Below are 18,379 nucleotides of genomic sequence, written 5' to 3' on the forward strand. Positions count from 1 at the left end.
ATGCCCCCTTTCGCCCTTGGCGCGAAGATGCTATCCGCGCGCCATGACCAGCGGCCGGTGTAGCTCAGCTGGTAGAGCACATCATTCGTAATGATGGGGTCGGGGGTTCGAGTCCCTTCACCGGCACCACCTTCCCGGTGGTCATCCTGCCAAAAGGGCCGCCCTCCGGGGCGGCCCTTTTGCATTGGGGCGCGCGGGAACAAATACGCGTGATCGCCGTTGGCCTTACATGCGCATCATTCCCGTCCTCCCGCTTCTCCTCCTTGCCGCCGGTGCCGTGCTGGCGGGCATCGCCTTTGTGGGGCCCTTCGGCAATACCGGCGTGGACCTCACGCTTGGCGCCGGGCTGGCCCTGCTGGGCAGCGTGGCCGCGACCCTGCTGGCGGGCATCGCGACGCTGGCGCATCCGCGCCGGGGCTGGCGCAGGGCGTTGATCGCGCTGGCGGTGCTGGCCGCGCTGCTGACGGCGCTGGCGGCGGTGTTCCTGATGCAGACGCTGCTGGCGGCGGCAATGCTGGCCGGGGCCGCCGGGCTTATCGCCGCGCCCTTTTTCGAACGGACCCCCCGATGATCAGATCGCTGATTCCCGCAGCCCTGCTGCTGACCGCCACGGCCGCGCAGGCCCAGCAGGACAGCTGGACCGCCTTTCACGGAGACCTGGCCTCGACCAAGTTCTCGAACGCGCGCAGCCTGACCCCCGACAGCGTGGGCCGGCTGGAGCGGGCCTGGGACTATCGCACCGGCGACGTGTCGGACGGCAGCGGCGATCTGGCCGAAACGGTCTGGTCGGCCACCCCGGTCTATGCCGACGGGACGCTCTATCTGGGCACGCCCTTCTACCGCATCGTGGCGCTGGACCCCGCGACCGGAGAGGAACGCTGGACCTATGACAGCACCTCGACCTTGGAGCCGCTGACCCAGCCCGCGCTGAAGAATCGCGGCGTCGCTTATTGGAACGGCGGCGACACCGGCGTTTGCGCGCGGCGGGTGTTCCTGGGCACGATGGACGCCGAACTGCACGCGGTCGATGCCGAAACCGGCCAGCGCTGCGCCGATTTCGCCGATGGCGGGGTGCTGAACGTGAACCAGTGGAACACCGTCAACGACGTGTTCCCCTTTTCGCTGCTGCAGCCGCCGCTGGTGGTGGGGGACACGCTGCTGCTGGGTTGGGCGGGCGCCGATTGGGAATATTCCGTCGCCCCGCCGGGCAACCTGCTGGCCATCGACGCCCGCAGCGGCGATCTGCTGTGGGAGGCCAGCTTCATCCCGCCCGAGATGATCGACCGCACCGGCACCGCCAATATCTGGACCGCGATGACCGCCGATCCCGATCTGGGGCTGGTCTATGCGCCGGTCTCGTCGCCCAGCCCGAATTACTGGGGCGGCGCGCGGACCGATCCGATCCCGATGGCGACCTCGGTCACCGCCGTGGACATCGCCAGCGGAGAGGTCGCCTGGACCTTTCAGCATGTCCGCCACGACATCTGGGATTACGACACGCCCTCGGCGCCGACGCTGGTGGACATCCCGCGCGACGGCCAGATGATCCCCGCGCTGGTCCAGGCGACCAAGCAGGGGTTCCTGTTCGTGCTGGACCGCCGCACCGGAGAGCCGCTGTTCCCCATCGAGGACCGCCCCGTCCCCGCCAGCACCGCCACCGGAGAGGTGACCGCGCCGACCCAGCCTTTTGCCATGACCCCCACCCCCGTCGGCAACCCGCTGGAGCTGCCGCCGGTCTGGCGTCTGTCGGACATCGTCAGCCTGGGCCAATGCTCGCGCGACCGCGAAAAATACCTGTATCAGGGAATCTTCACGCCCCCGTCGGAACAGGGCACGCTGTTCTTTCCCGGCACGGCGGGCGCCACCAACTGGGGCGGCGTCTCGGTCGATCCGGACCGCGCGATCCTCTATGTGAACGCCTCGCGCATCGTCCAGCTGATCCACCTGATCCCGCGCGACGAATACGACAGTGAGGCCCGCGAGGGCGGCAATGAGGAGGGGTATCACCCGCAGGAGGGCGCGCCCTATGGCATCCACCTGACCGATTGGAGCAACTGGGCCGGCATGCCCTGCTGGGCGCCGCCCTTCGGCACCTTCTCGGCCATCGACCTGACCACGGGCCAGACCCTCTATGAGGTGCCCTTTGGCAAGGCGCAGTTCCACGGCTTTTACGGGCTGGGGGATTGGGGTTCGCCCACGCTTGGCGGGCCGGTGGTGACGGCGGGGGGCGTGGTCTTCATCGGCGCGTCGATGGATTCCCGCGTGCGGGCGCTGGACGCGGCCACCGGCCGCGAGCTGTGGTCCGACCTGGTCGAGGCGCCCGCCGTCTCGATCCCCGCGGTCTTTACCCATGAGGGGGTCGATTACGTCGTCTTTGCCGTGGGCGGCAACTCGATCCTCAAGCCCGAGGTCTCGGACCAGGCCGTGGCCTATCGCCTGCCGCGCTAGGCGCGATCAACCCGCATCGAACCCCTCGGGGATGCGCAGGGGCCCGTGCGGCGCCAGCCCGGCCTCGGCGATCTGCTCCTCGGCCATCGACGCCGCGTTCGGCCCCGCCGCCGCCAGATGCGCCCAGATCTGGCGCACGGGGTCCGCGATGCGTGGCTCGGCCACGGTGCGGGCGCTGTGCATCCAGACGGCCAACCCGTCGCTGCTGTCGTAGTCCCGCGCCTTGCGCAGCACCGCGATCCGCGCCAGCGCATCGGCCGCGAACCGCGCCGCCTTGGCCTTGGGCCAGGTCGCGATGCTGTGCAGATCCTGCCCCTGATCGCGGAACACCGCCTGCCACAGCAGGGCAGCGGCTGCATGGGCCTCGACGATATGGGGCTTGGTTCCGGCCAGCTTGTCGGCCAGGGCCTGCGCCTCGGCGACCAGTCCGGCGGTGGTCTTTTCCTGCTTCCAGGCGGCAAACATCGGTGGTCCTTTCGCGCAGTGCCCGCCGACCCTACAGGTCCGGGGGCGCGCTGTCACGGCGCGACCCGCAGCCGGTACAGATCCAGCATCCGCACCAGCGCCGCATCGAACCCCTCCAGCGCCTCGTCGCGCGCCGACCAGGCGTCCCAGACCGCGCAGCCCGCCTGATAGCCCTGCGGCAGCGCAGCGGGCGAGCCCAGATCGACCGGCCCCGCGCGGAACCCGTGCCCCGGCAGCGCCGCCCGCGTGGCCGCCGCCTGTGCGCGCAGATGGCGCAGCCCCGCGTCGGGGCCATGCAGGCGCAGCGCATCCGCCGCCCCATGCTGCAGCGACAGGACCACGCCCTCGTCCCGCGCATTCACGAACACCGCCACATACAGCCCGTGCCGCATGCTGCGCGTCACCTGCGGCGCAAAGAACGCCAGCCACGGCACCGCCGCCCAGCCCGGCGCGCCGGTGCTGGCCCGCACCAGCAGGCGTTCCGGACGCGCCGCGATGGCCGCGCGGCCCATCGCCGCCACATCGCGGCGAAAGAACCCGGCCAGTGGGTTGCCCGCCACGGGATGCGCGCGTTCGAACGCATAACGCCGCGCCGTCAGGGACAGCGCGGCGTCAAGCCGGTCGGGCCAGGCGGCGGTCAGACCAGCCGCCCTTCCTCCATCGCCGCGCGCACGAACCCTGCGAACAGCGGCGCGGGGGCAAAGGGCTTGGACTTCAGCTCGGGGTGGGACTGCACGCCGATGAACCAGGGGTGGTCGGCATATTCCACGACCTCGGGCAGCTTGCCGTCCGGCGACATGCCCGAAAACCGCAGCCCCGCCTGCTCCAGCTGTTCGCGATAGGTGGCGTCCACCTCATAGCGGTGGCGGTGGCGGTCCTCGATCTCGGTCGCGCCGCCATAGACCTCAGAGATGCGCGAGCCTTCGGTCAGCACCGCGGTATAGGACCCCAGACGCATCGTGCCGCCCTTGTCATCGCCGACCTTGCGGCTGACGGTGTAATTGCCCTGCACCCATTCCTTCAGGTGATAGACGACGGGGGTGAACCGGGTCTGCCCGGCCTCGTGGTCGAATTCCTCGGAGCCCGCATCGGGCATCTGCGCCAGATTGCGCGCGGCCTCGATCACGGCCATCTGCATGCCCAGGCAGATGCCCAGATAGGGCACTTTCTTCTCACGCGCGTAACGCGCTGCGGTGACCATGCCCTCGGTGCCGCGTTCGCCAAAGCCGCCGGGCACGATGATGCCGTGATAGCCGTCCAGCAGATGCGCGCCGTCACCCTCCAGCTTTTCGCTGTCGACCCAATCGGCCTTGACCCGCACCCGGTTGGCCATCCCGCCATGGGTCAGCGCCTCCGAGATCGACTTATAGGCATCCTCCAGCTGGGTGTATTTGCCGACGATGGCGATGTTCACCTGGCCCTCGGCATGCTCCAGCCGGTCCATGACATCCTCCCACCGCGACAGGTCGGGTCGCGGCGCGGGGCTGATCGCGAAGGCGTCCAGCACCGCCCGGTCCAGACCGGCGCGATGATAGGCCAACGGCGCCTGATAGATCGTCTTGAGGTCATAGGCCGGGATCACCGCATCGGGCCGCACGTTGCAGAACAGCGCGATCTTGGCGCGTTCCTTCTCCGGGATCGGATGTTCCGACCGGCAGACCAGCACGTCGGGGGCCAGGCCGATGGATTGCAGCTCCTTGACGCTGTGCTGGGTGGGCTTGGTCTTCAGCTCTCCGCTGGCGGCCAGATAGGGCAGCAGCGTCAGGTGCATCAGGATGCATTCGCCGCGCGGCCGCTCGTGGATGAACTGGCGGATCGCTTCGAAGAAGGGCAGCCCCTCGATGTCGCCCACCGTGCCGCCGATCTCGCACAGCATGAAGTCGACCTCATCGTCGCCAATCGACAGGAAGTCCTTGATCTCGTTGGTGACGTGCGGAATAACCTGGATGGTCTTGCCCAGATATTCGCCCCGGCGTTCCTTCTCCAGCACGTTGGAATAGACACGCCCGCTGCTGATGCTGTCGGTGCGCCGCGCGGCGACCCCGGTGAAGCGTTCGTAATGCCCCAGATCCAGGTCGGTCTCGGCGCCGTCATCGGTGACGAAGACCTCGCCATGCTCGAACGGGCTCATCGTGCCGGGATCGACGTTCAGATAGGGGTCCAGCTTGCGCAGCCGGACGGTGAACCCCCGCGCCTGCAGCAGCGCCCCCAGTGCCGCCGATGCCAGCCCCTTGCCAAGGCTCGACACGACGCCGCCGGTGATGAAGATGTAACGCGCCATGAAGGCCCCCGTGATGTGCAGTTCAGGTTCGGCCGGTCCGAATGACGATGACCACGGGACTTGCGAAATAACCGATTCGCCCCGTGGCCGCAACGGACCGCAAGTGGATGAGGGGGGCGACGGTCATCGCGCCCCCGGATGTCATGTCGCTCAGTTGGCCGGCGCGGGGGCCGGTTCCTCGGTCTGCGGGGCCGGGGGCGTCAGCGCGTCGGCGGCCGGTGCTTCCGTGGGGGCCTCGGCCGCAGGGGCGGGCGGGGTCACGACGGCGGGGGCCTCAGCAGCCGGGGCCTCGGCGGCGGGGGGCGTCACCACGGCGGGCGCCTCTGCTGCGTCGGCGGGCGGGGTCTGTGCTGCCGGCGGCGTGGCCGCGTCGGGGCTGGGCGGGACCAGCGGGTTGCCCTCGGTCGTGGGGGGCGGGGTATAGGCGGGCAGGCCGGGCAGGGTGCCTGCAGGCTGGCTGGCCGGTGCCGTGCCGCCGAACTGGTCCATGATCGAGCTGTTGGACGCGCTGCGGGCCGCCAGGATGGTCAGCGTCAGCGAGGTCGCAAAGATGGCCACGCCCAGGATCCAGGTCGCGCGCGTCATCACATTGGCCGCCGCGCGGCCCGACATCACGCCGCCCCCGGCACCACCGCCGCCGCCCATGCCCAGCCCGCCCCCTTCGGAACGCTGCAGCAGGACAACCCCGACCAGCACCAGGGCCAGGATCAGATGGACGGTCAGAATGACGTTTTCCACGGCTTTCGGCCTTTCATTTGCGGACGCGCCTATCTAGTCACCGATCAGGGTGATGGCAAGCAAGACTGTCCCTCATGCAGGCGGTGTTTGGCGGGGGGTGATCGAATGACGGCGGTGATGATCCAGGGCACCGGCTCGAATGTGGGCAAATCGGTGCTGGTGGCGGGCCTGTGCCGCGCGGCCCGCAGGCGGGGCCTCAAGGTCGCGCCCTTCAAGCCGCAGAACATGTCGAACAACGCCGCCGTGACCGCGGACGGCGGAGAGATCGGCCGCGCCCAGGCCCTGCAGGCCCGCGCCTGCGGGCTGGAGCCGCTGACCGACATGAACCCGGTCCTGCTGAAGCCCGAGACCGAGATGGGCAGCCAGGTCATCCTGCAGGGCCGCGCCATCGGCCGCGCCCAGGCCCGCGATTATCAGGCGATGAAGCCGCGCCTGCTGACTGGCGTGCTGGACAGCTTTGCCCGTCTGTCCGCCGCCCATGACCTGGTCATCGTCGAGGGCGCAGGCAGCCCGGCCGAGGTCAATCTGCGCCCCGGCGACATCGCGAATATGGGATTCGCCCGCGCGGCGGGGGTGCCCGTGCTGCTGGCGGGCGATATCGACCGCGGCGGGGTCATCGCCCAGATCGTGGGCACCCAGGCGGTGATCGACCCGGGCGATGCGGCGATGATCCGGGGGTTCCTGGTCAACAAGTTCCGCGGCGATCCGCGCCTGTTCGATGACGGCTATCAGTTGATCGAACGCCACACCGGCTGGCCCGGCTTTGGCGTGGTGCCGTGGTTCGCGGGCGCGCATCGCTTGCCCGCCGAGGATGCGGTCGATCTGCGCCAGGGGCGCGGGACGGGGCTGCACGTCGTCTGCCTGACCCTGTCGCGCATCGCCAATTTCGACGATCTGGACCCGCTGGCCGCCGAACCGGGCGTGCGCCTGACCATGCTGCGCGCCGGTCAGGCGATCCCCGGCGACGCCGATCTGGTGATCGTGCCGGGCACGAAATCGACCCTGGGCGATCTGGCCTTTCTGCGCGCGCAGGGCTGGGACATCGACCTGGCCGCGCATCACCGGCGCGGCGGCCATGTGCTGGGCATCTGCGGCGGCTATCAGATGCTGGGCCGGGTGATCGACGATCCGTCCGGCGCGGACGGGGTGGCGGGGCAGGTGGCGGGGCTGGGCCTTCTGGACGTGGCCACCGTCATGTCCGCCGACAAGCGGGTGATCCGCGTGACCGGCACCGCGATGGGCCGGCCCGTCAGCGGATACGAGATCCACATGGGCCGCACCGACGGCCCCGATTGCGCCCGCCCCTTTGCCCATGTCCCCGATGCCGATGGTGCGACCGCCCCCGATGGCCGCGTCATGGGCAGCTATCTGCACGGCCTCTTTTCCGACGATGCCTTCCGGGCCGCGTTTCTGGCGCGGATGGGCGCGTCGTCGCAGCCGGGATACGAGGCCGGGGTGGACGCCGCGCTGGACGATCTGGCCCTCCACCTGGAGGCGCATCTGGACGTGGCCCGCCTGCTGGGTGTTGCGCGCTGATCGTTAACGATGCGTGCGTTGTCGGTGTACAGGCTGTGCACGCGTGGTGCAGCGGTTGTGACCTTCTGGTGCTGGACGAAACCGGGGCTTCGCGCTACCTGAGGGGCATGGAACAGATCAAGCCCCCCCTGAAGCTCTTTCTGGCCGCGCCGCGCGGCTTTTGCGCCGGCGTCGACCGCGCGATCAAGATCGTCGAGATGGCGCTGCAGAAATGGGGCGCCCCGGTCTATGTCCGCCACGAGATCGTTCACAACAAATACGTCGTCGATCAACTGCGCGAACAGGGCGCTGTTTTCGTTGAGGAATTGGACGAATGCCCCGATGACCGGCCGGTGATCTTCTCGGCCCATGGCGTGCCCAAGGCCGTCCCGGCCGAGGCGCAGCGCCGCCAGATGGTCTATGTCGACGCGACCTGCCCGCTGGTCAGCAAGGTCCATATCGAGGCCGAACGCCACCACGCAGCCGGTCTGCAGATGGTCATGATCGGCCATGAGGGTCACCCCGAAGTCCTTGGAACCATGGGACAATTGCCCGAAGGCGAGGTGATCCTGGTCGAGGATGCCGCCGATGTCGCCGGCATCACGGTCCGCGACCCCGAGCGTCTGGCCTTCATCACCCAGACCACCCTGTCGGTGGACGACACGGCCGCCGTGGTCGCGGCCCTGCAGGCGCGCTTCCCGGCCATCGTCGGCCCCGCAAAGGAGGACATCTGCTATGCCACCACCAACCGCCAGGCGGCGGTCAAGGCGGTCGCGCCGCATGTCGATGCACTGCTGGTGATCGGGGCCGAGAATTCCAGCAACTCCAAGCGGTTGGTCGAGGTCGGGCGCGCCGCCGGATGCGGCTATGCGCAGCTGGTGATGCGCGCCGCCGAGATCGACTGGCGCGCGCTGGACGGCATCCGCAGCATCGGCGTGACCGCCGGCGCCAGCGCGCCTGAGGTGCTGATCAATGAGGTCATCGACGCCTTTCACGACCGCTACGACGTGACCGTCGAGATCGTCGAGACCGCCGTCGAGCGGGTCGAGTTCAAGGTGCCGCGTGTGCTGCGCGAGGCCGTGGCCTGAGGGCTGAGGCGAAAGCGCCGGGGCTCTGCCCCGGGCCCCGGGATATTTTTATGAAGAAGAAGGGGTTTCCCTTGAAGCTCTATTCCATGCCGTCCTCCGGCAACAGCTATAAGGTGCGGCTGCTGCTGGCTTTGTTGAGCCGTGCTTGCACAGTGGTCGATGTCGAATACGGCAGCCTGGCGCTGGAGGCGGCGCAGCGGGATGGTCGGCTGCCCTTTGGCAAGGCGCCGGTGCTGGAGCTGTCCGACGGGCGGCTGCTGCCGGAATCGAATGCGATTCTGTGCTGGCTGGGCGAGGGGACGCGGTTCTGGCCCACGGATGCGGTGGAACGGGCCGAGATGCTGGCCTGGATGTTCTGGGAACAGAACCAGCATGAGGGCGTGATCGCCGTGCGGGCCGCGCTGGCCTGCTATCCGCATCGGACAGCGGACGCCACGCCCGAGCGGATGGCCGCGCTGCTGGAGGCGGGGCATCGGCTGCTGGGGATCATGGAGGCGCATCTGGCACGGCGCGACTGGCTGGCGGGCGATGCGGTCAGCCTGGCCGACATCTGTCTGTATGCCTACACCCACAGCGCGGGCAGCCGGGGCGGATTCGACATGGCGCGCTTTCCGGCGGTCGGGGCGTGGCTGGACAGGGTCGCGGCGCTGCCGGGGCATGTGACGATCGATGCCTGACCTGTTCGCCTGGACCGACGGCGCCTGCAGCGGCAATCCCGGCCCCGGGGGCTGGGGCGTGCTGATGCGCGCGCTGGACGGCGCGACCGTGGTCAAGGAGCGTGAGCTGCAGGGCGGCGAGGCGCAGACCACCAACAACCGCATGGAGCTGATGGCCGCGATCAGCGCGCTGGAGACGCTGAGCCGCCCCAGCCAGATCGTGATCGTGACCGACAGCAATTACGTCAAGAATGGCGTGACCCAGTGGATTCACGGCTGGAAGCGCAACGGCTGGAAGACCGCCGACCGAAAGCCCGTCAAGAATGTCGAGCTGTGGCAGCGGCTGGATGCCGCGCAGGCCGCGCACAAGGTCGAGTGGCGCTGGATCAAGGGCCATGCGGGGCATGCCGAGAACGAGCGCGCCGATGAATTGGCCCGCGCGGGCATGGCGCCGTTCAAATGACGCTGGCCGCCTTGGTCACGGCGCTGGATTACGGATCGGTGCTGATCTTTGCGCTGACCGGGGCGCTGGTGGCCAGCCGGGCGCAGCTGGACCCGGTGGGCTTTGTCTTCATGGCGGCGCTGACGGCGGTGGGGGGCGGGACGCTGCGCGACCTGATCCTGAACCGCGAGGCGGTGTTCTGGGTCGCCAACCCCACCTATGTGCTGCTGGCGGCGGGGGCGGCGCTGATCGTGTTCTGGACCGCGCATCTGCTGGAAAGCCGCCAGCGCTGGCTGGTCTGGCTGGACAGCGTCGCGCTGGCCGTGGCGGTCGCCGCCGGGGCGGGCGTGGCGATGGAGATGGGCTCGCCCCCGATGATCGTGGTCATCATGGGCATCGCCACGGGCACCTTTGGCGGGCTGATGCGCGATGTCGTGGGCAATGAGGTCCCGCTGATCTTCAAGCAGGGAGAGCTGTATCTGACCGCGGCATTCGGGGGCGCGGTGGCTGCGGTGACGCTGGACTGGCTGGGGGTCGCGCGGGCCGAGGCGCTGATCGCGGGCGCCGTCGTGGTCTGGGTGCTGCGCGCGGGCAGCCTGACATTCGGCTGGCGGCTGCCGCTGTATCGGCCCCGCCCGCCGCGCCGCTAGCGCAGCACCGGCGGCCCGGCGCGGCCCGCGTCGATGTTCTGCACGCCCGCGCGCAGCCCCTGGCCGATGCGATGCGCCATCTGCGACCAGGCGCGGGCCGACCAGGGGGGCAGGGTGCGGCGCAGCGCCTCATCGAAGAGCGCCAGCCAGATATCGAAATGCTCGGGGCGGACATTGCCCGCCGACAGATGTGCGCGCATCGGGCTGCCGTTATAGCCCGCCTTGTGCAGGATCGCGCCCTTCCAGAAGGCGGCAATGCGGTCCTCATGCGCGGGCCAGTCGCCGACATGGTCGGCAAAGATCGGGGCCAGCACCTCGTGCCGGCGCACGGCACCGTAGAAGACGGCGACCACGCGGGCGATCTCGGCTTCGGTGATGTCGAAACGGGGGTCCATCCGTCGCATCTGGGACAGAGGCCGCCTGGTTGCAAGGGGTTTCGCGCGGGCTTATGGGGGGCCACCGGTCGCAGCCCACCCGGTCAAAACAGGAGCAGAGCCATGAGCCATTACACCGACGCGCTGACCCAGCTGGGGGCCGACACGCCCCTGCCGCAATCCCCCGAGGAGGCCGTGCTAGAGCGCGTGCCCAACCCGCAGCCCGGCCAGACCTATGCCGTGCGCTTTACCCAGCCCGAATTCACCAGCCTGTGCCCGCTGACCGGCCAGCCCGATTTCGCGCATCTGGTCATCGACTATGTCCCCGGCGACTGGCTGGTGGAATCGAAGTCGCTGAAGCTGTTTCTGGGCAGTTTCCGCAACCATGGCGCGTTCCATGAGGATTGCACCGTGGGCATCGGGCGCCGCATCGCGGACCTGCTGGACCCCCAGTGGCTGCGCATCGGCGGCTATTGGTATCCGCGCGGTGGCATGCCCATCGACGTGTTCTGGCAGACGGGCGCCGTACCCGCGGGCCTGTGGCTGCCCGATCAGGGCGTGCCGACCTATCGCGGCAGAGGCTGAAGGCGCGGCTGAGGCGGCTTGCGGGGCCGTCGGTCAGTTTCTATAGAGGGGCCATGATTTTTCAGGCGTCCCGCATTCGAATTAGCAGCCCGGCGGCGTGAGGTTTCGCGCCGCCGGGTTTGCCTGTGCGAGAACGACCGACAAAGGACCGCCCCCATGAGCGACGCGACCCCCGATTACCGCGACACCGTCTTTCTGCCCCAGACCGATTTCCCCATGCGCGCGGGCCTGCCCGCCCGCGAGCCCGAATGGCTGGAGCGGTGGGCGCGCATCGGCGTCTATGACCGGCTGCGCGCGACCGCGGCGGGGCGAAAGCCCTTCGTGCTGCATGACGGCCCTCCTTACGCGAACGGGCATCTGCATATCGGCCACGCGCTGAACAAGACCATCAAGGACATCGTGGTGCGGTCGCATCAGATGATGGGCTTCGATGCGCGCTATGTGCCGGGCTGGGACTGCCATGGCCTGCCCATTGAATGGAAGATCGAGGAGAAGTACCGCAAGGAGGGTCGCGACAAGGACGCGGTCGACATGGTCGAGTTCCGCCAGGAATGCCGCCGTTTCGCCGATGAATGGGTCGATATCCAGCGCGAGGAGTTCAAGCGTCTGGGCATCACGGGGGCCTGGGACCGGCCCTATCTGACGATGGATTTCCACGCCGAGGCGGTCATCGCCGCCGAGTTCATGAAGCTGGTGATGAACGGGTCGCTCTATCAGGGGTCCAAGCCCGTGATGTGGTCGCCCGTGGAAAAGACCGCCCTGGCCGAGGCCGAGGTCGAGTACCACGACCACACCAGCCACACGATCTGGGTGCGGTTCAAGCCGTCATTTGCCATGAGTTCGGGCAGTAGCCCTGATCTGGTTCAGGCGTCAAATGATGAACTTCAAAGTGCGTCAGTCGTCATCTGGACCACCACGCCTTGGACGATTCCGCAAAACCGTGCTGTCGCGTTCAACCCGAGCATTGAGTACGGTCTGTATGTCGTTGATACCGTCGCTGATAACTCTACAGCCGTTGCAGGCGAAAAGCTGATCTTGGCTGATGCATTGGCCGATGCTGTCATGAAGTCAGCGAAAGTTGAAACATTCACACGAGTGCGAAGCGTCCCTGCTACTCAGCTTGAAAAGATGCGGCTTATGCACCCCCTGCGCGGGGTCGAGGGGGGCTTGGGCGAGTGGGACTATGACGTCCCCATGCTGCCCGGCGATCATGTCACCGACGAGGCGGGGACGGGCTTTGTCCACACCGCGCCCAGCCATGGTGACGACGACTATCAGCTGGGCCTGCGCTTCAAGCTGCCGATGACCTACAACGTCGAGCCGGACGGTAGCTATCGCAAGGATCTGCCGCTGTTCGGTGGAGAGGCGATCGTGGCGCCCGACGGCAAGGACGGCCCCGCCAATGTCAGTGTGATCAAGCAGCTGGCCTGGGCCGGCGCGCTGCTGGCCAAGGGCAAGATCAAGCACTCCTATCCGCATAGCTGGCGGTCCAAGGCGCCGCTGATCTATCGCAACACCCCGCAATGGTTTGCGGCCATCGACAAGCCCCTGGATGACGGCATGGGCGCGCATGGCGACACGATCCGCACGCGGGCGCTGACCAGCATCGACCAACTGGTGAAATGGTGGCCCCAGACCGGGCGCAACCGCATCCATTCCATGGTCGAAAACCGCCCTGATTGGGTTCTGTCGCGCCAGCGGGCCTGGGGCGTGCCGCTGACCTGTTTCGTGCGCCGGGGGGCCAAGCCCACGGACGAGGACTTTTTGCTGCGCGATGCGCGCCTGAACGACCGCATCACCGCGGCCTTTGAGGCGGATGGCGCGGATGTCTGGTACAGCGCGGGCTTCAAGGCGCGGATGCTGGAGGGGATCGTGGACCCCGAGGCCTATGATCAGGTCATGGACGTGCTGGACGTGTGGTTCGATTCAGGCTCGACCCATAGTTTCGTGCTGCGCGACCGCGAGGATGGCGCGCCGGACGGCATCGCCGACGTCTATCTGGAGGGCACGGACCAGCATCGCGGCTGGTTCCAGTCCTCGCTGCTGCAGGCCAGCGCGACCAAGGGCCGCGCGCCCTATCGCAACGTGGTCACGCATGGCTTCACGCTGGACGAGAAGGGCATGAAGATGTCCAAATCGCTTGGCAACACCATCGTCCCCGCCAAGGTGATCGAGCAATACGGCGCCGACATCCTGCGCCTTTGGGTGGCGCAGGCGGATTACACCGCCGACCAGCGCATCGGCCCTGAGATCCTGAAGGGCACTGCCGACAGCTATCGCCGGCTGCGCAACACGCTGCGGTTCCTGCTGGGCGCGCTGGCGGGGTTCAGCGACGCCGAGCGCGTCCAGCCCGCGCAGATGCCCGAACTGGAGCAGTGGATGCTGCACCGGCTGGCGCAGCTGGATCACCAGGTCCGCAAGGGCTATGCCGCGTTTGATTTCCAGGGCGTGTTCCAGACGCTATTTCAGTTCTGCACCGTCGATCTGTCGGCCTTCTATTTCGACGTGCGCAAGGATGCGCTGTATTGCGACGCGGCGGACAGCGACCGCCGCCGCGCGTCGCGGACGGTGCTGGACCTGCTGTTCCACCGCCTTGTGACCTGGCTGGCGCCGATCCTGCCCTTCACCATGGAGGATGTCTGGCTGTCGCGCTTCCCGTCCGACGATGACAGCGTGCACCTGCACGATTTCGCGGCCACCCCGGCCGATTGGCTGAACGAGCCGCTGGCTGCGAAATGGGAGCATGTCCGCCGCGCCCGCCGCGTGGTGACCGCCGCGCTGGAGGTCAAGCGGTCTGACAAGACCATCGGCGCCAGCCTGGAGGCCGCCCCCGTCGTCCATGTCGAGGATGCGGACATGCTGGCCGCGCTGAAATCGGTGGCCTTCGCGGATGTGTGCATCACCTCGGACCTGTCGCTGAGCGCGGACCCCGCCCCGACCGAAGCGTTCCGCATGGCCGAGACCCCCGGCATCGGCGTCGTCTTCGAGACCGCGGACGGCGAGAAATGCCAGCGGTGCTGGAAGATCCTGCCCGATGTCGGCACGCATGCCCACCCGGGCGTCTGCGCACGCTGCGACACGGTTTTGGGATGACCGATGACGACCTGCGCGGGGCCATCCTTGCGCAGGTCGCCCGGCTGCGGCCGGGCACCACCTGCTGTCCCAGCCAGGTGGCCCGCGACCTGGCCGCCGACTGGCGCCCGCTGATGGAGCCCCTGCGCCGCATCGCCCTGAATCTGGCGGCCGAGGGGCGCATCGCCGTCACGCAAAAGGGCCGCCCGGCCGGACCCGACCCGCGCGGGCCGATCCGCCTGGCCCCGCCCACCAAGGAGGACCCCGATGTATTACCCTGACCCCACCCGCCATGACCGCATGGAATACCGCCGCTGTGGCCGCACGGGCCTGAAACTGCCCGCGATCAGCCTGGGGCTGTGGCACAATTTCGGCCATGACACGCCCCACCAGACCAAACGCGACATCTGCCGCACGGCATTCGATCTGGGCATCACCCATTTCGACTTGGCCAACAATTACGGCCCACCCCCCGGCAGCGCCGAGGAGGCGTTCGGAGAGATCCTGCGGACCGATTTCCACGGCCTGCGCGACCAGTTGGTGATCAGCAGCAAGGCGGGCTATGACATGTGGCCCGGCCCCTATGGCGTCTGGGGCAGCCGCAAGTCGCTGATCGCCAGCTGCGACCAGTCGCTGAAGCGGATGGGGCTGGATTACGTCGACATCTTCTATTCGCACCGTTTCGACCCCGAGACCCCGCTGGAGGAGACGATGGGCGCGCTGGACCATATCGTGCGGTCGGGCCGGGCGCTGTATGTCGGCATCAGCAGCTATAACAGCGCGCGCACCCGGCAGGCGGCGGCGATCCTGCGCGATCTGGGCACGCCCTGCATCATCCACCAGCCCAGCTACAACATGCTGAACCGGTGGGTCGAAAACGACGGCCTGCTGGATACGCTGGCAGAGGAGGGGATGGGCGGCATCGTCTTCACGCCGCTGGCGCAGGGGATGCTGACGTCGAAATACCTGGGCGGCGTGCCCCAGGACAGCCGCGCGGCGCAGGGCAAGTCGCTGTCGCCCGACTGGCTGAGCGACGAGATGATCGCCCGCCTGAACGGGCTGAACGACCTGGCCGCCAGCCGCGGTCAGAGCCTGGCGCAGATGGCCGTGGCCTGGGTGCTGCGCGATGACCGCGTGACCAGTGCGCTGATCGGGGCGTCGCGGGCCGAACAGCTTCGCGACTGCGTGGGGGCGCTGCAGAACCGCGATTTCACCGCAGATGAGCTGGCCCGCATCGACGATTTCTCCGCGATGGGCGACGTCAACATCTGGGCGCAATCGTCTGAAGGGGCGGGGCAGTAGGCCTTAGACCAGCCACCACCCCCGCGCCTTGAGCTGGTTGCGAATCATCCGCTCCGGGGCGCCGGGGCGGTCGGCAAAGATGGGTCGGACCTTTTGGCGGCCCTTTTCCTGATAGGCCAGCTTGCGCGCGGGTTCCCATTCGCGCAGCACGCGCTTGATCTCGCGCGGGGCGATGGCGGATTCTAGGGCCGCGATGGCGGCATCGGAATGTTGCGCGTAAAGCAGCGGCAGCTTGCGGTAATGGCAGGTGATGTCGCCATCCAGACCGGCCAGAGCCGGCCCCGGACGCCCGCCGCCCAGGCTGGCGATGACCACCGGCAGGACCACCTGATCCAGCCAGGGGTCCATGACCTGACAGGCCAGTTCGTCATGCGGCGTGTCGCGCAGCGCCAGCGCCCAGTCCAGATAGCGGCGCCCGAATTCCGCCGGATCGGCACCGAAGAACCAGCCCGCGTTGAAATACAGATAGCGTTCCCAATGCTCGTCCGGCTGCGACAGGTCCAGCGTGTCGTCGAAGGACACGCCAAAGCGGTCATAGATCGACCGCCAGATGGCCTGATAGCCCGGCCCGTACAGCGGCGGCTTGGGCCAGGTGCCCTCGCGGCGCATCGACGCGGAGGGGCGGGTCGGGTCCAGACGGACCTGGTCCAGCGGCCCGGTGATCAGCGTGTCCGTGTCGAAGAACAGGAACGGCTCGCCCGCGGGCAGAAGGGCCAGGGCCTCGATCTTGTTGCCCTGGGGATAGGCCGCGCCGAAATGGCGTGCGGTAAAGGGCAGGATCTCGGCGCCAAACCCGGTCAGCAGGTCGCGGCAGGGCTGAGAGATGGCGGTCTCATGCCCGCTCCAGGCGCCGTCGGGGGTGGGTTCGGCGATGATGACGCGGCCGGTCCAATCCGGTGCGTGGGCCCGCAGGCTGGCCGTGAAGATTACGGCCTCGTATTCCAGCCGCCCGGCCTGCCCCACGATCAGCAGATTGGGCTGTTCGCGTTTCTTGGCTGGCACTTGAAAACCCCGGCACTCGTGATGATGCGGGCAGATTAGCCGGGGCATGGCCGCAGCAAAACCCCCTGCCGGACCTGTGCGGCGGTTTTATTGCCGCGCCGCGGCGGGGTCGCCTGAAGGGTGTCGGGGGAGGGGAAGTGGTGGGCGACCCTGGAATCGAACCAGGCGTGGGTCTCCCCGGCGGAGTTACAGTCCGCTGCCGCACCTTGCAGCACGTCGCCCGCCGATCGCTTTCGGCGTGCGGGGTGATTAGCTGCCCCGCCGGGGGGCGTCAAGCACATTTCCGGGGCTTGCGCGACAGGCCCGTCCCGCGCACAGAAGGGGGGACGACGAAAGGAGGCCGCGCATGGCCGAAAGACCGGCAAACCCCAAGAAACCCACCTGGGTCATCGACAAGGAACGCGCCCGCCGCGCCGCCGCCGCCGAGACCGTCTGGCTGTTCGGCCTGCATGCCGTGCGCGACGCGCTGGCCAACCCCGTGCGCGAGAAGCTGCGCCTGGTGGTGACCCAGAACGCGGTCACCCGCCTTGGCGACCTGCACGGGATGGAGCCCGAGATCACCGATCCGCGCGTCTTCGACAAGACCGTGGGCCTGGCCGCCGAAAGCGTGCATCAGGGCGCCGCGCTGGAGGTCAAGCCGCTGAAATGGGGCAGCCTGTCCGAGGTCGCCCTGCGCGAGGCCCCCGGAGAGACGCGGCCCCTGCTGGTCGCGCTGGACCGGGTGACCGACCCGCATAACGTGGGTGCGATCCTGCGCAGCGCCGAGGTGTTCGGCGCCCGCGCGGTCATCGCGCCCTCGCGCCATTCCGCCCCCGAGACCGGGGCGCTGGCCAAGACTGCGTCGGGCGCGCTGGAGCGGCAGCCCTATCTGCGCGTGCCGAACCTGGCCGAGGCGCTGACCCAGCTGAAGAACATGGGCTTTATCCTGGTCGGCCTGGACGGCACCGGCACCGAATCGCTGCCCCAACTGATGTCGGACCTGTCGGGCCGCGCGGTCTGCCTGGTGCTGGGCGCCGAGGGGCCGGGCATGCGCGAGCTGACCATGAAGACCTGCGATCATGTCGCGCGCATCCCCTTTGCGGCCGATTTCGGGTCGCTGAACGTGTCGAATGCCGCGGCGGTGGCGCTTTATGCGGCGGGGCGTGCCTGAATATCACATCGCTGCGACGATTATGTCACGCGCGTTGAGATTCGGTGCGGCAGGTGTCACACAGGCCCGACCCCTAACGCCCGAGTCGCCATGCGTGCCCTTGCCCTGTCCCTTCTGCTGACCCTGGTGCCCGCCCTGCCTGCGGCGGCGCAGGACTGGGCCGTGGGCGGGTTCGACCCGGTGGGCTATGCGCAGGCGGGCCGCGCCCTGCCGGGGCGCAGCGACATCGCGACCATGTGGCGCGGTCAGCTGTGGCATTTCTCCTCGGAGGAGAACCGCGCCCGGTTCGAGGCCGACCCCCGCAGCTATGCGCCGGCCCTGGGCGGCATGTGCCCGGTCTCGGTGGTCGAGGGGCGGCCCCAGCCCGGTGATCCGCGCCATTTCGCGCTGGTGGGCGGTCGGCTGTACCTGCTGGAATCGGGGGCCGCCGAACGACGCCTGATGCAGGACCCCACGGGGATCACCCAGGCCGCGCGTCAGATCTGGCGCGAGTGACCGCGGGGGACCTGCGAATCACGAAACCGCGATCGCTCTGGAACTTTTGTGGCTGATGCCCATTTACATCTCATGGCATGACCCCGGAACGGTCATGTCCAGATCACTGTCCCTCG

At 68.4% G+C, this 18,379-nt stretch carries 19 protein-coding genes and 2 tRNA genes; 14 read left to right on the top strand and 7 right to left on the bottom strand.

The features are described 5' to 3' along the window. The first annotated feature begins 53 nt into the window (after positions 1 to 53). The 3 genes from FA740_RS03805 to FA740_RS03815 all read left to right on the top strand — a co-directional run bounded on the left by FA740_RS03805 (position 54) and on the right by FA740_RS03815 (position 2,448). Positions 54 to 129 (top strand) — tRNA-Thr (locus FA740_RS03805). 100 nt (positions 130 to 229) lie between these two features. Then, positions 230 to 571, top strand: coding sequence for a hypothetical protein (locus FA740_RS03810; RefSeq protein WP_136855444.1), 342 nt, complete (start codon positions 230 to 232; stop codon positions 569 to 571). Then, positions 568 to 2,448 (top strand): outer membrane protein assembly factor BamB family protein, encoded by a 1,881-nt coding sequence (locus FA740_RS03815; protein WP_136855445.1) that lies wholly within the window; start codon positions 568 to 570, stop codon positions 2,446 to 2,448. The genes FA740_RS03810 and FA740_RS03815 overlap by 4 nt, the downstream gene beginning before the upstream one ends. A gap of 6 nt (positions 2,449 to 2,454) precedes the next feature. Here the strand turns inward: FA740_RS03815 and FA740_RS03820 are convergent, their stop codons facing one another. From FA740_RS03820 to secG, 4 genes are all read right to left on the bottom strand, one after another. Beyond that, positions 2,455 to 2,913, bottom strand: coding sequence for a hypothetical protein (locus tag FA740_RS03820; RefSeq protein ID WP_136855446.1), 459 nt, complete (start codon positions 2,911 to 2,913; stop codon positions 2,455 to 2,457). Positions 2,914 to 2,966: 53 nt separating this feature from the next. After that, complete coding sequence (locus tag FA740_RS03825; RefSeq protein WP_136855447.1) at positions 2,967 to 3,662, bottom strand: MrcB family domain-containing protein; 696 nt, start codon at positions 3,660 to 3,662, stop codon at positions 2,967 to 2,969. Further along, entirely contained in the window at positions 3,551 to 5,194 is a 1,644-nt protein-coding gene (locus tag FA740_RS03830) for a CTP synthase (RefSeq protein ID WP_136855448.1), read from the bottom strand. Before FA740_RS03830 ends, FA740_RS03825 begins: the two co-directional genes overlap by 112 nt. 150 nt (positions 5,195 to 5,344) lie before the next feature. Continuing rightward, positions 5,345 to 5,932, bottom strand: coding sequence for a preprotein translocase subunit SecG (gene secG / locus FA740_RS03835; protein WP_136855449.1), 588 nt, complete (start codon positions 5,930 to 5,932; stop codon positions 5,345 to 5,347). A gap of 105 nt (positions 5,933 to 6,037) precedes the next feature. Here secG and FA740_RS03840 point away from each other — a divergent pair, with 105 nt between their 5' ends. From FA740_RS03840 to FA740_RS03860, 5 genes are all read left to right on the top strand, one after another. Further along, positions 6,038 to 7,468 (top strand): cobyric acid synthase, encoded by a 1,431-nt coding sequence (locus FA740_RS03840; RefSeq protein ID WP_136855450.1) that lies wholly within the window; start codon positions 6,038 to 6,040, stop codon positions 7,466 to 7,468. A 107-nt stretch (positions 7,469 to 7,575) separates the two neighbouring features. Beyond that, the gene (gene ispH / locus FA740_RS03845; protein ID WP_136855451.1) at positions 7,576 to 8,535 is read left to right on the top strand and encodes a 4-hydroxy-3-methylbut-2-enyl diphosphate reductase; all 960 of its coding nucleotides are present in this window, start codon (positions 7,576 to 7,578) and stop codon (positions 8,533 to 8,535) included. A gap of 71 nt (positions 8,536 to 8,606) precedes the next feature. After that, entirely contained in the window at positions 8,607 to 9,212 is a 606-nt protein-coding gene (locus tag FA740_RS03850) for a glutathione S-transferase family protein (RefSeq protein WP_211243638.1), read from the top strand. After that, complete coding sequence (gene rnhA, locus FA740_RS03855; RefSeq protein WP_136855453.1) at positions 9,205 to 9,654, top strand: ribonuclease HI; 450 nt, start codon at positions 9,205 to 9,207, stop codon at positions 9,652 to 9,654. The genes FA740_RS03850 and rnhA overlap by 8 nt, the downstream gene beginning before the upstream one ends. Beyond that, entirely contained in the window at positions 9,651 to 10,283 is a 633-nt protein-coding gene (locus FA740_RS03860; protein ID WP_136855454.1) for a trimeric intracellular cation channel family protein, read from the top strand. The genes rnhA and FA740_RS03860 overlap by 4 nt, the downstream gene beginning before the upstream one ends. Here the strand turns inward: FA740_RS03860 and FA740_RS03865 are convergent. After that, positions 10,280 to 10,678 (bottom strand): group III truncated hemoglobin, encoded by a 399-nt coding sequence (locus FA740_RS03865; protein WP_211243639.1) that lies wholly within the window; start codon positions 10,676 to 10,678, stop codon positions 10,280 to 10,282. The genes FA740_RS03860 and FA740_RS03865 overlap by 4 nt on opposite strands. 102 nt (positions 10,679 to 10,780) lie before the next feature. On the opposite strand from FA740_RS03865, the gene queF reads away from it, so the two are divergent. The 4 genes from queF to mgrA all read left to right on the top strand — a co-directional run bounded on the left by queF (position 10,781) and on the right by mgrA (position 15,616). Then, the gene (queF, locus tag FA740_RS03870; protein ID WP_136855456.1) at positions 10,781 to 11,242 is read left to right on the top strand and encodes a preQ(1) synthase; all 462 of its coding nucleotides are present in this window, start codon (positions 10,781 to 10,783) and stop codon (positions 11,240 to 11,242) included. Positions 11,243 to 11,398: 156 nt separating this feature from the next. Further along, the gene (ileS, locus tag FA740_RS03875; RefSeq protein WP_136855457.1) at positions 11,399 to 14,335 is read left to right on the top strand and encodes an isoleucine--tRNA ligase; all 2,937 of its coding nucleotides are present in this window, start codon (positions 11,399 to 11,401) and stop codon (positions 14,333 to 14,335) included. Then, entirely contained in the window at positions 14,332 to 14,595 is a 264-nt protein-coding gene (locus tag FA740_RS03880; RefSeq protein ID WP_136855458.1) for a DUF3253 domain-containing protein, read from the top strand. The genes ileS and FA740_RS03880 overlap by 4 nt, the downstream gene beginning before the upstream one ends. Beyond that, positions 14,582 to 15,616, top strand: coding sequence for an L-glyceraldehyde 3-phosphate reductase (gene mgrA, locus FA740_RS03885; protein WP_136855459.1), 1,035 nt, complete (start codon positions 14,582 to 14,584; stop codon positions 15,614 to 15,616). Before FA740_RS03880 ends, mgrA begins: the two co-directional genes overlap by 14 nt. A 3-nt stretch (positions 15,617 to 15,619) precedes the next feature. On the opposite strand, the gene FA740_RS03890 is transcribed toward mgrA, so the two are convergent. Continuing rightward, positions 15,620 to 16,618 carry a hypothetical protein gene (locus tag FA740_RS03890; protein WP_136855460.1) on the bottom strand — a complete coding sequence of 333 codons (999 nt, stop codon included), beginning with the start codon at positions 16,616 to 16,618 and terminating at the stop codon, positions 15,620 to 15,622. A 138-nt stretch (positions 16,619 to 16,756) separates the two neighbouring features. Continuing rightward, a tRNA-Tyr gene (locus tag FA740_RS03895) sits at positions 16,757 to 16,840 on the bottom strand. Between the two features lie 124 nt (positions 16,841 to 16,964). On the opposite strand from FA740_RS03895, the gene rlmB reads away from it, so the two are divergent. After that, the gene (rlmB, locus tag FA740_RS03900; protein WP_136855461.1) at positions 16,965 to 17,768 is read left to right on the top strand and encodes a 23S rRNA (guanosine(2251)-2'-O)-methyltransferase RlmB; all 804 of its coding nucleotides are present in this window, start codon (positions 16,965 to 16,967) and stop codon (positions 17,766 to 17,768) included. A 90-nt stretch (positions 17,769 to 17,858) separates the two neighbouring features. Next, the gene (locus FA740_RS03905) at positions 17,859 to 18,263 is read left to right on the top strand and encodes a YHS domain-containing (seleno)protein (protein ID WP_136855462.1); all 405 of its coding nucleotides are present in this window, start codon (positions 17,859 to 17,861) and stop codon (positions 18,261 to 18,263) included. The last annotated feature ends 116 nt before the right edge of the window (positions 18,264 to 18,379 follow it).

This window comes from Paracoccus hibiscisoli (assembly GCF_005048265.1).
In the GTDB taxonomy this organism is placed as follows: Bacteria; Pseudomonadota; Alphaproteobacteria; order Rhodobacterales; family Rhodobacteraceae; genus Paracoccus; species Paracoccus hibiscisoli.

Coding starts and splice junctions, on each gene's coding strand:
- queF (WP_136855456.1), top strand. CDS start 10,781: ATGAGCCATTACACCGACGCGCTGACCCAGCTGGGGGCCGACACGCCC.
- FA740_RS03820 (WP_136855446.1), bottom strand. CDS start 2,913: ATGTTTGCCGCCTGGAAGCAGGAAAAGACCACCGCCGGACTGGTCGCC.
- FA740_RS03810 (WP_136855444.1), top strand. CDS start 230: ATGCGCATCATTCCCGTCCTCCCGCTTCTCCTCCTTGCCGCCGGTGCC.
- FA740_RS03840 (WP_136855450.1), top strand. CDS start 6,038: ATGACGGCGGTGATGATCCAGGGCACCGGCTCGAATGTGGGCAAATCG.
- rlmB (WP_136855461.1), top strand. CDS start 16,965: ATGGCCGAAAGACCGGCAAACCCCAAGAAACCCACCTGGGTCATCGAC.
- FA740_RS03860 (WP_136855454.1), top strand. CDS start 9,651: ATGACGCTGGCCGCCTTGGTCACGGCGCTGGATTACGGATCGGTGCTG.
- FA740_RS03865 (WP_211243639.1), bottom strand. CDS start 10,678: ATGGACCCCCGTTTCGACATCACCGAAGCCGAGATCGCCCGCGTGGTC.
- rnhA (WP_136855453.1), top strand. CDS start 9,205: ATGCCTGACCTGTTCGCCTGGACCGACGGCGCCTGCAGCGGCAATCCC.
- ispH (WP_136855451.1), top strand. CDS start 7,576: ATGGAACAGATCAAGCCCCCCCTGAAGCTCTTTCTGGCCGCGCCGCGC.
- FA740_RS03880 (WP_136855458.1), top strand. CDS start 14,332: ATGACCGATGACGACCTGCGCGGGGCCATCCTTGCGCAGGTCGCCCGG.
- FA740_RS03830 (WP_136855448.1), bottom strand. CDS start 5,194: ATGGCGCGTTACATCTTCATCACCGGCGGCGTCGTGTCGAGCCTTGGC.
- FA740_RS03815 (WP_136855445.1), top strand. CDS start 568: ATGATCAGATCGCTGATTCCCGCAGCCCTGCTGCTGACCGCCACGGCC.
- mgrA (WP_136855459.1), top strand. CDS start 14,582: ATGTATTACCCTGACCCCACCCGCCATGACCGCATGGAATACCGCCGC.
- ileS (WP_136855457.1), top strand. CDS start 11,399: ATGAGCGACGCGACCCCCGATTACCGCGACACCGTCTTTCTGCCCCAG.
- FA740_RS03905 (WP_136855462.1), top strand. CDS start 17,859: ATGCGTGCCCTTGCCCTGTCCCTTCTGCTGACCCTGGTGCCCGCCCTG.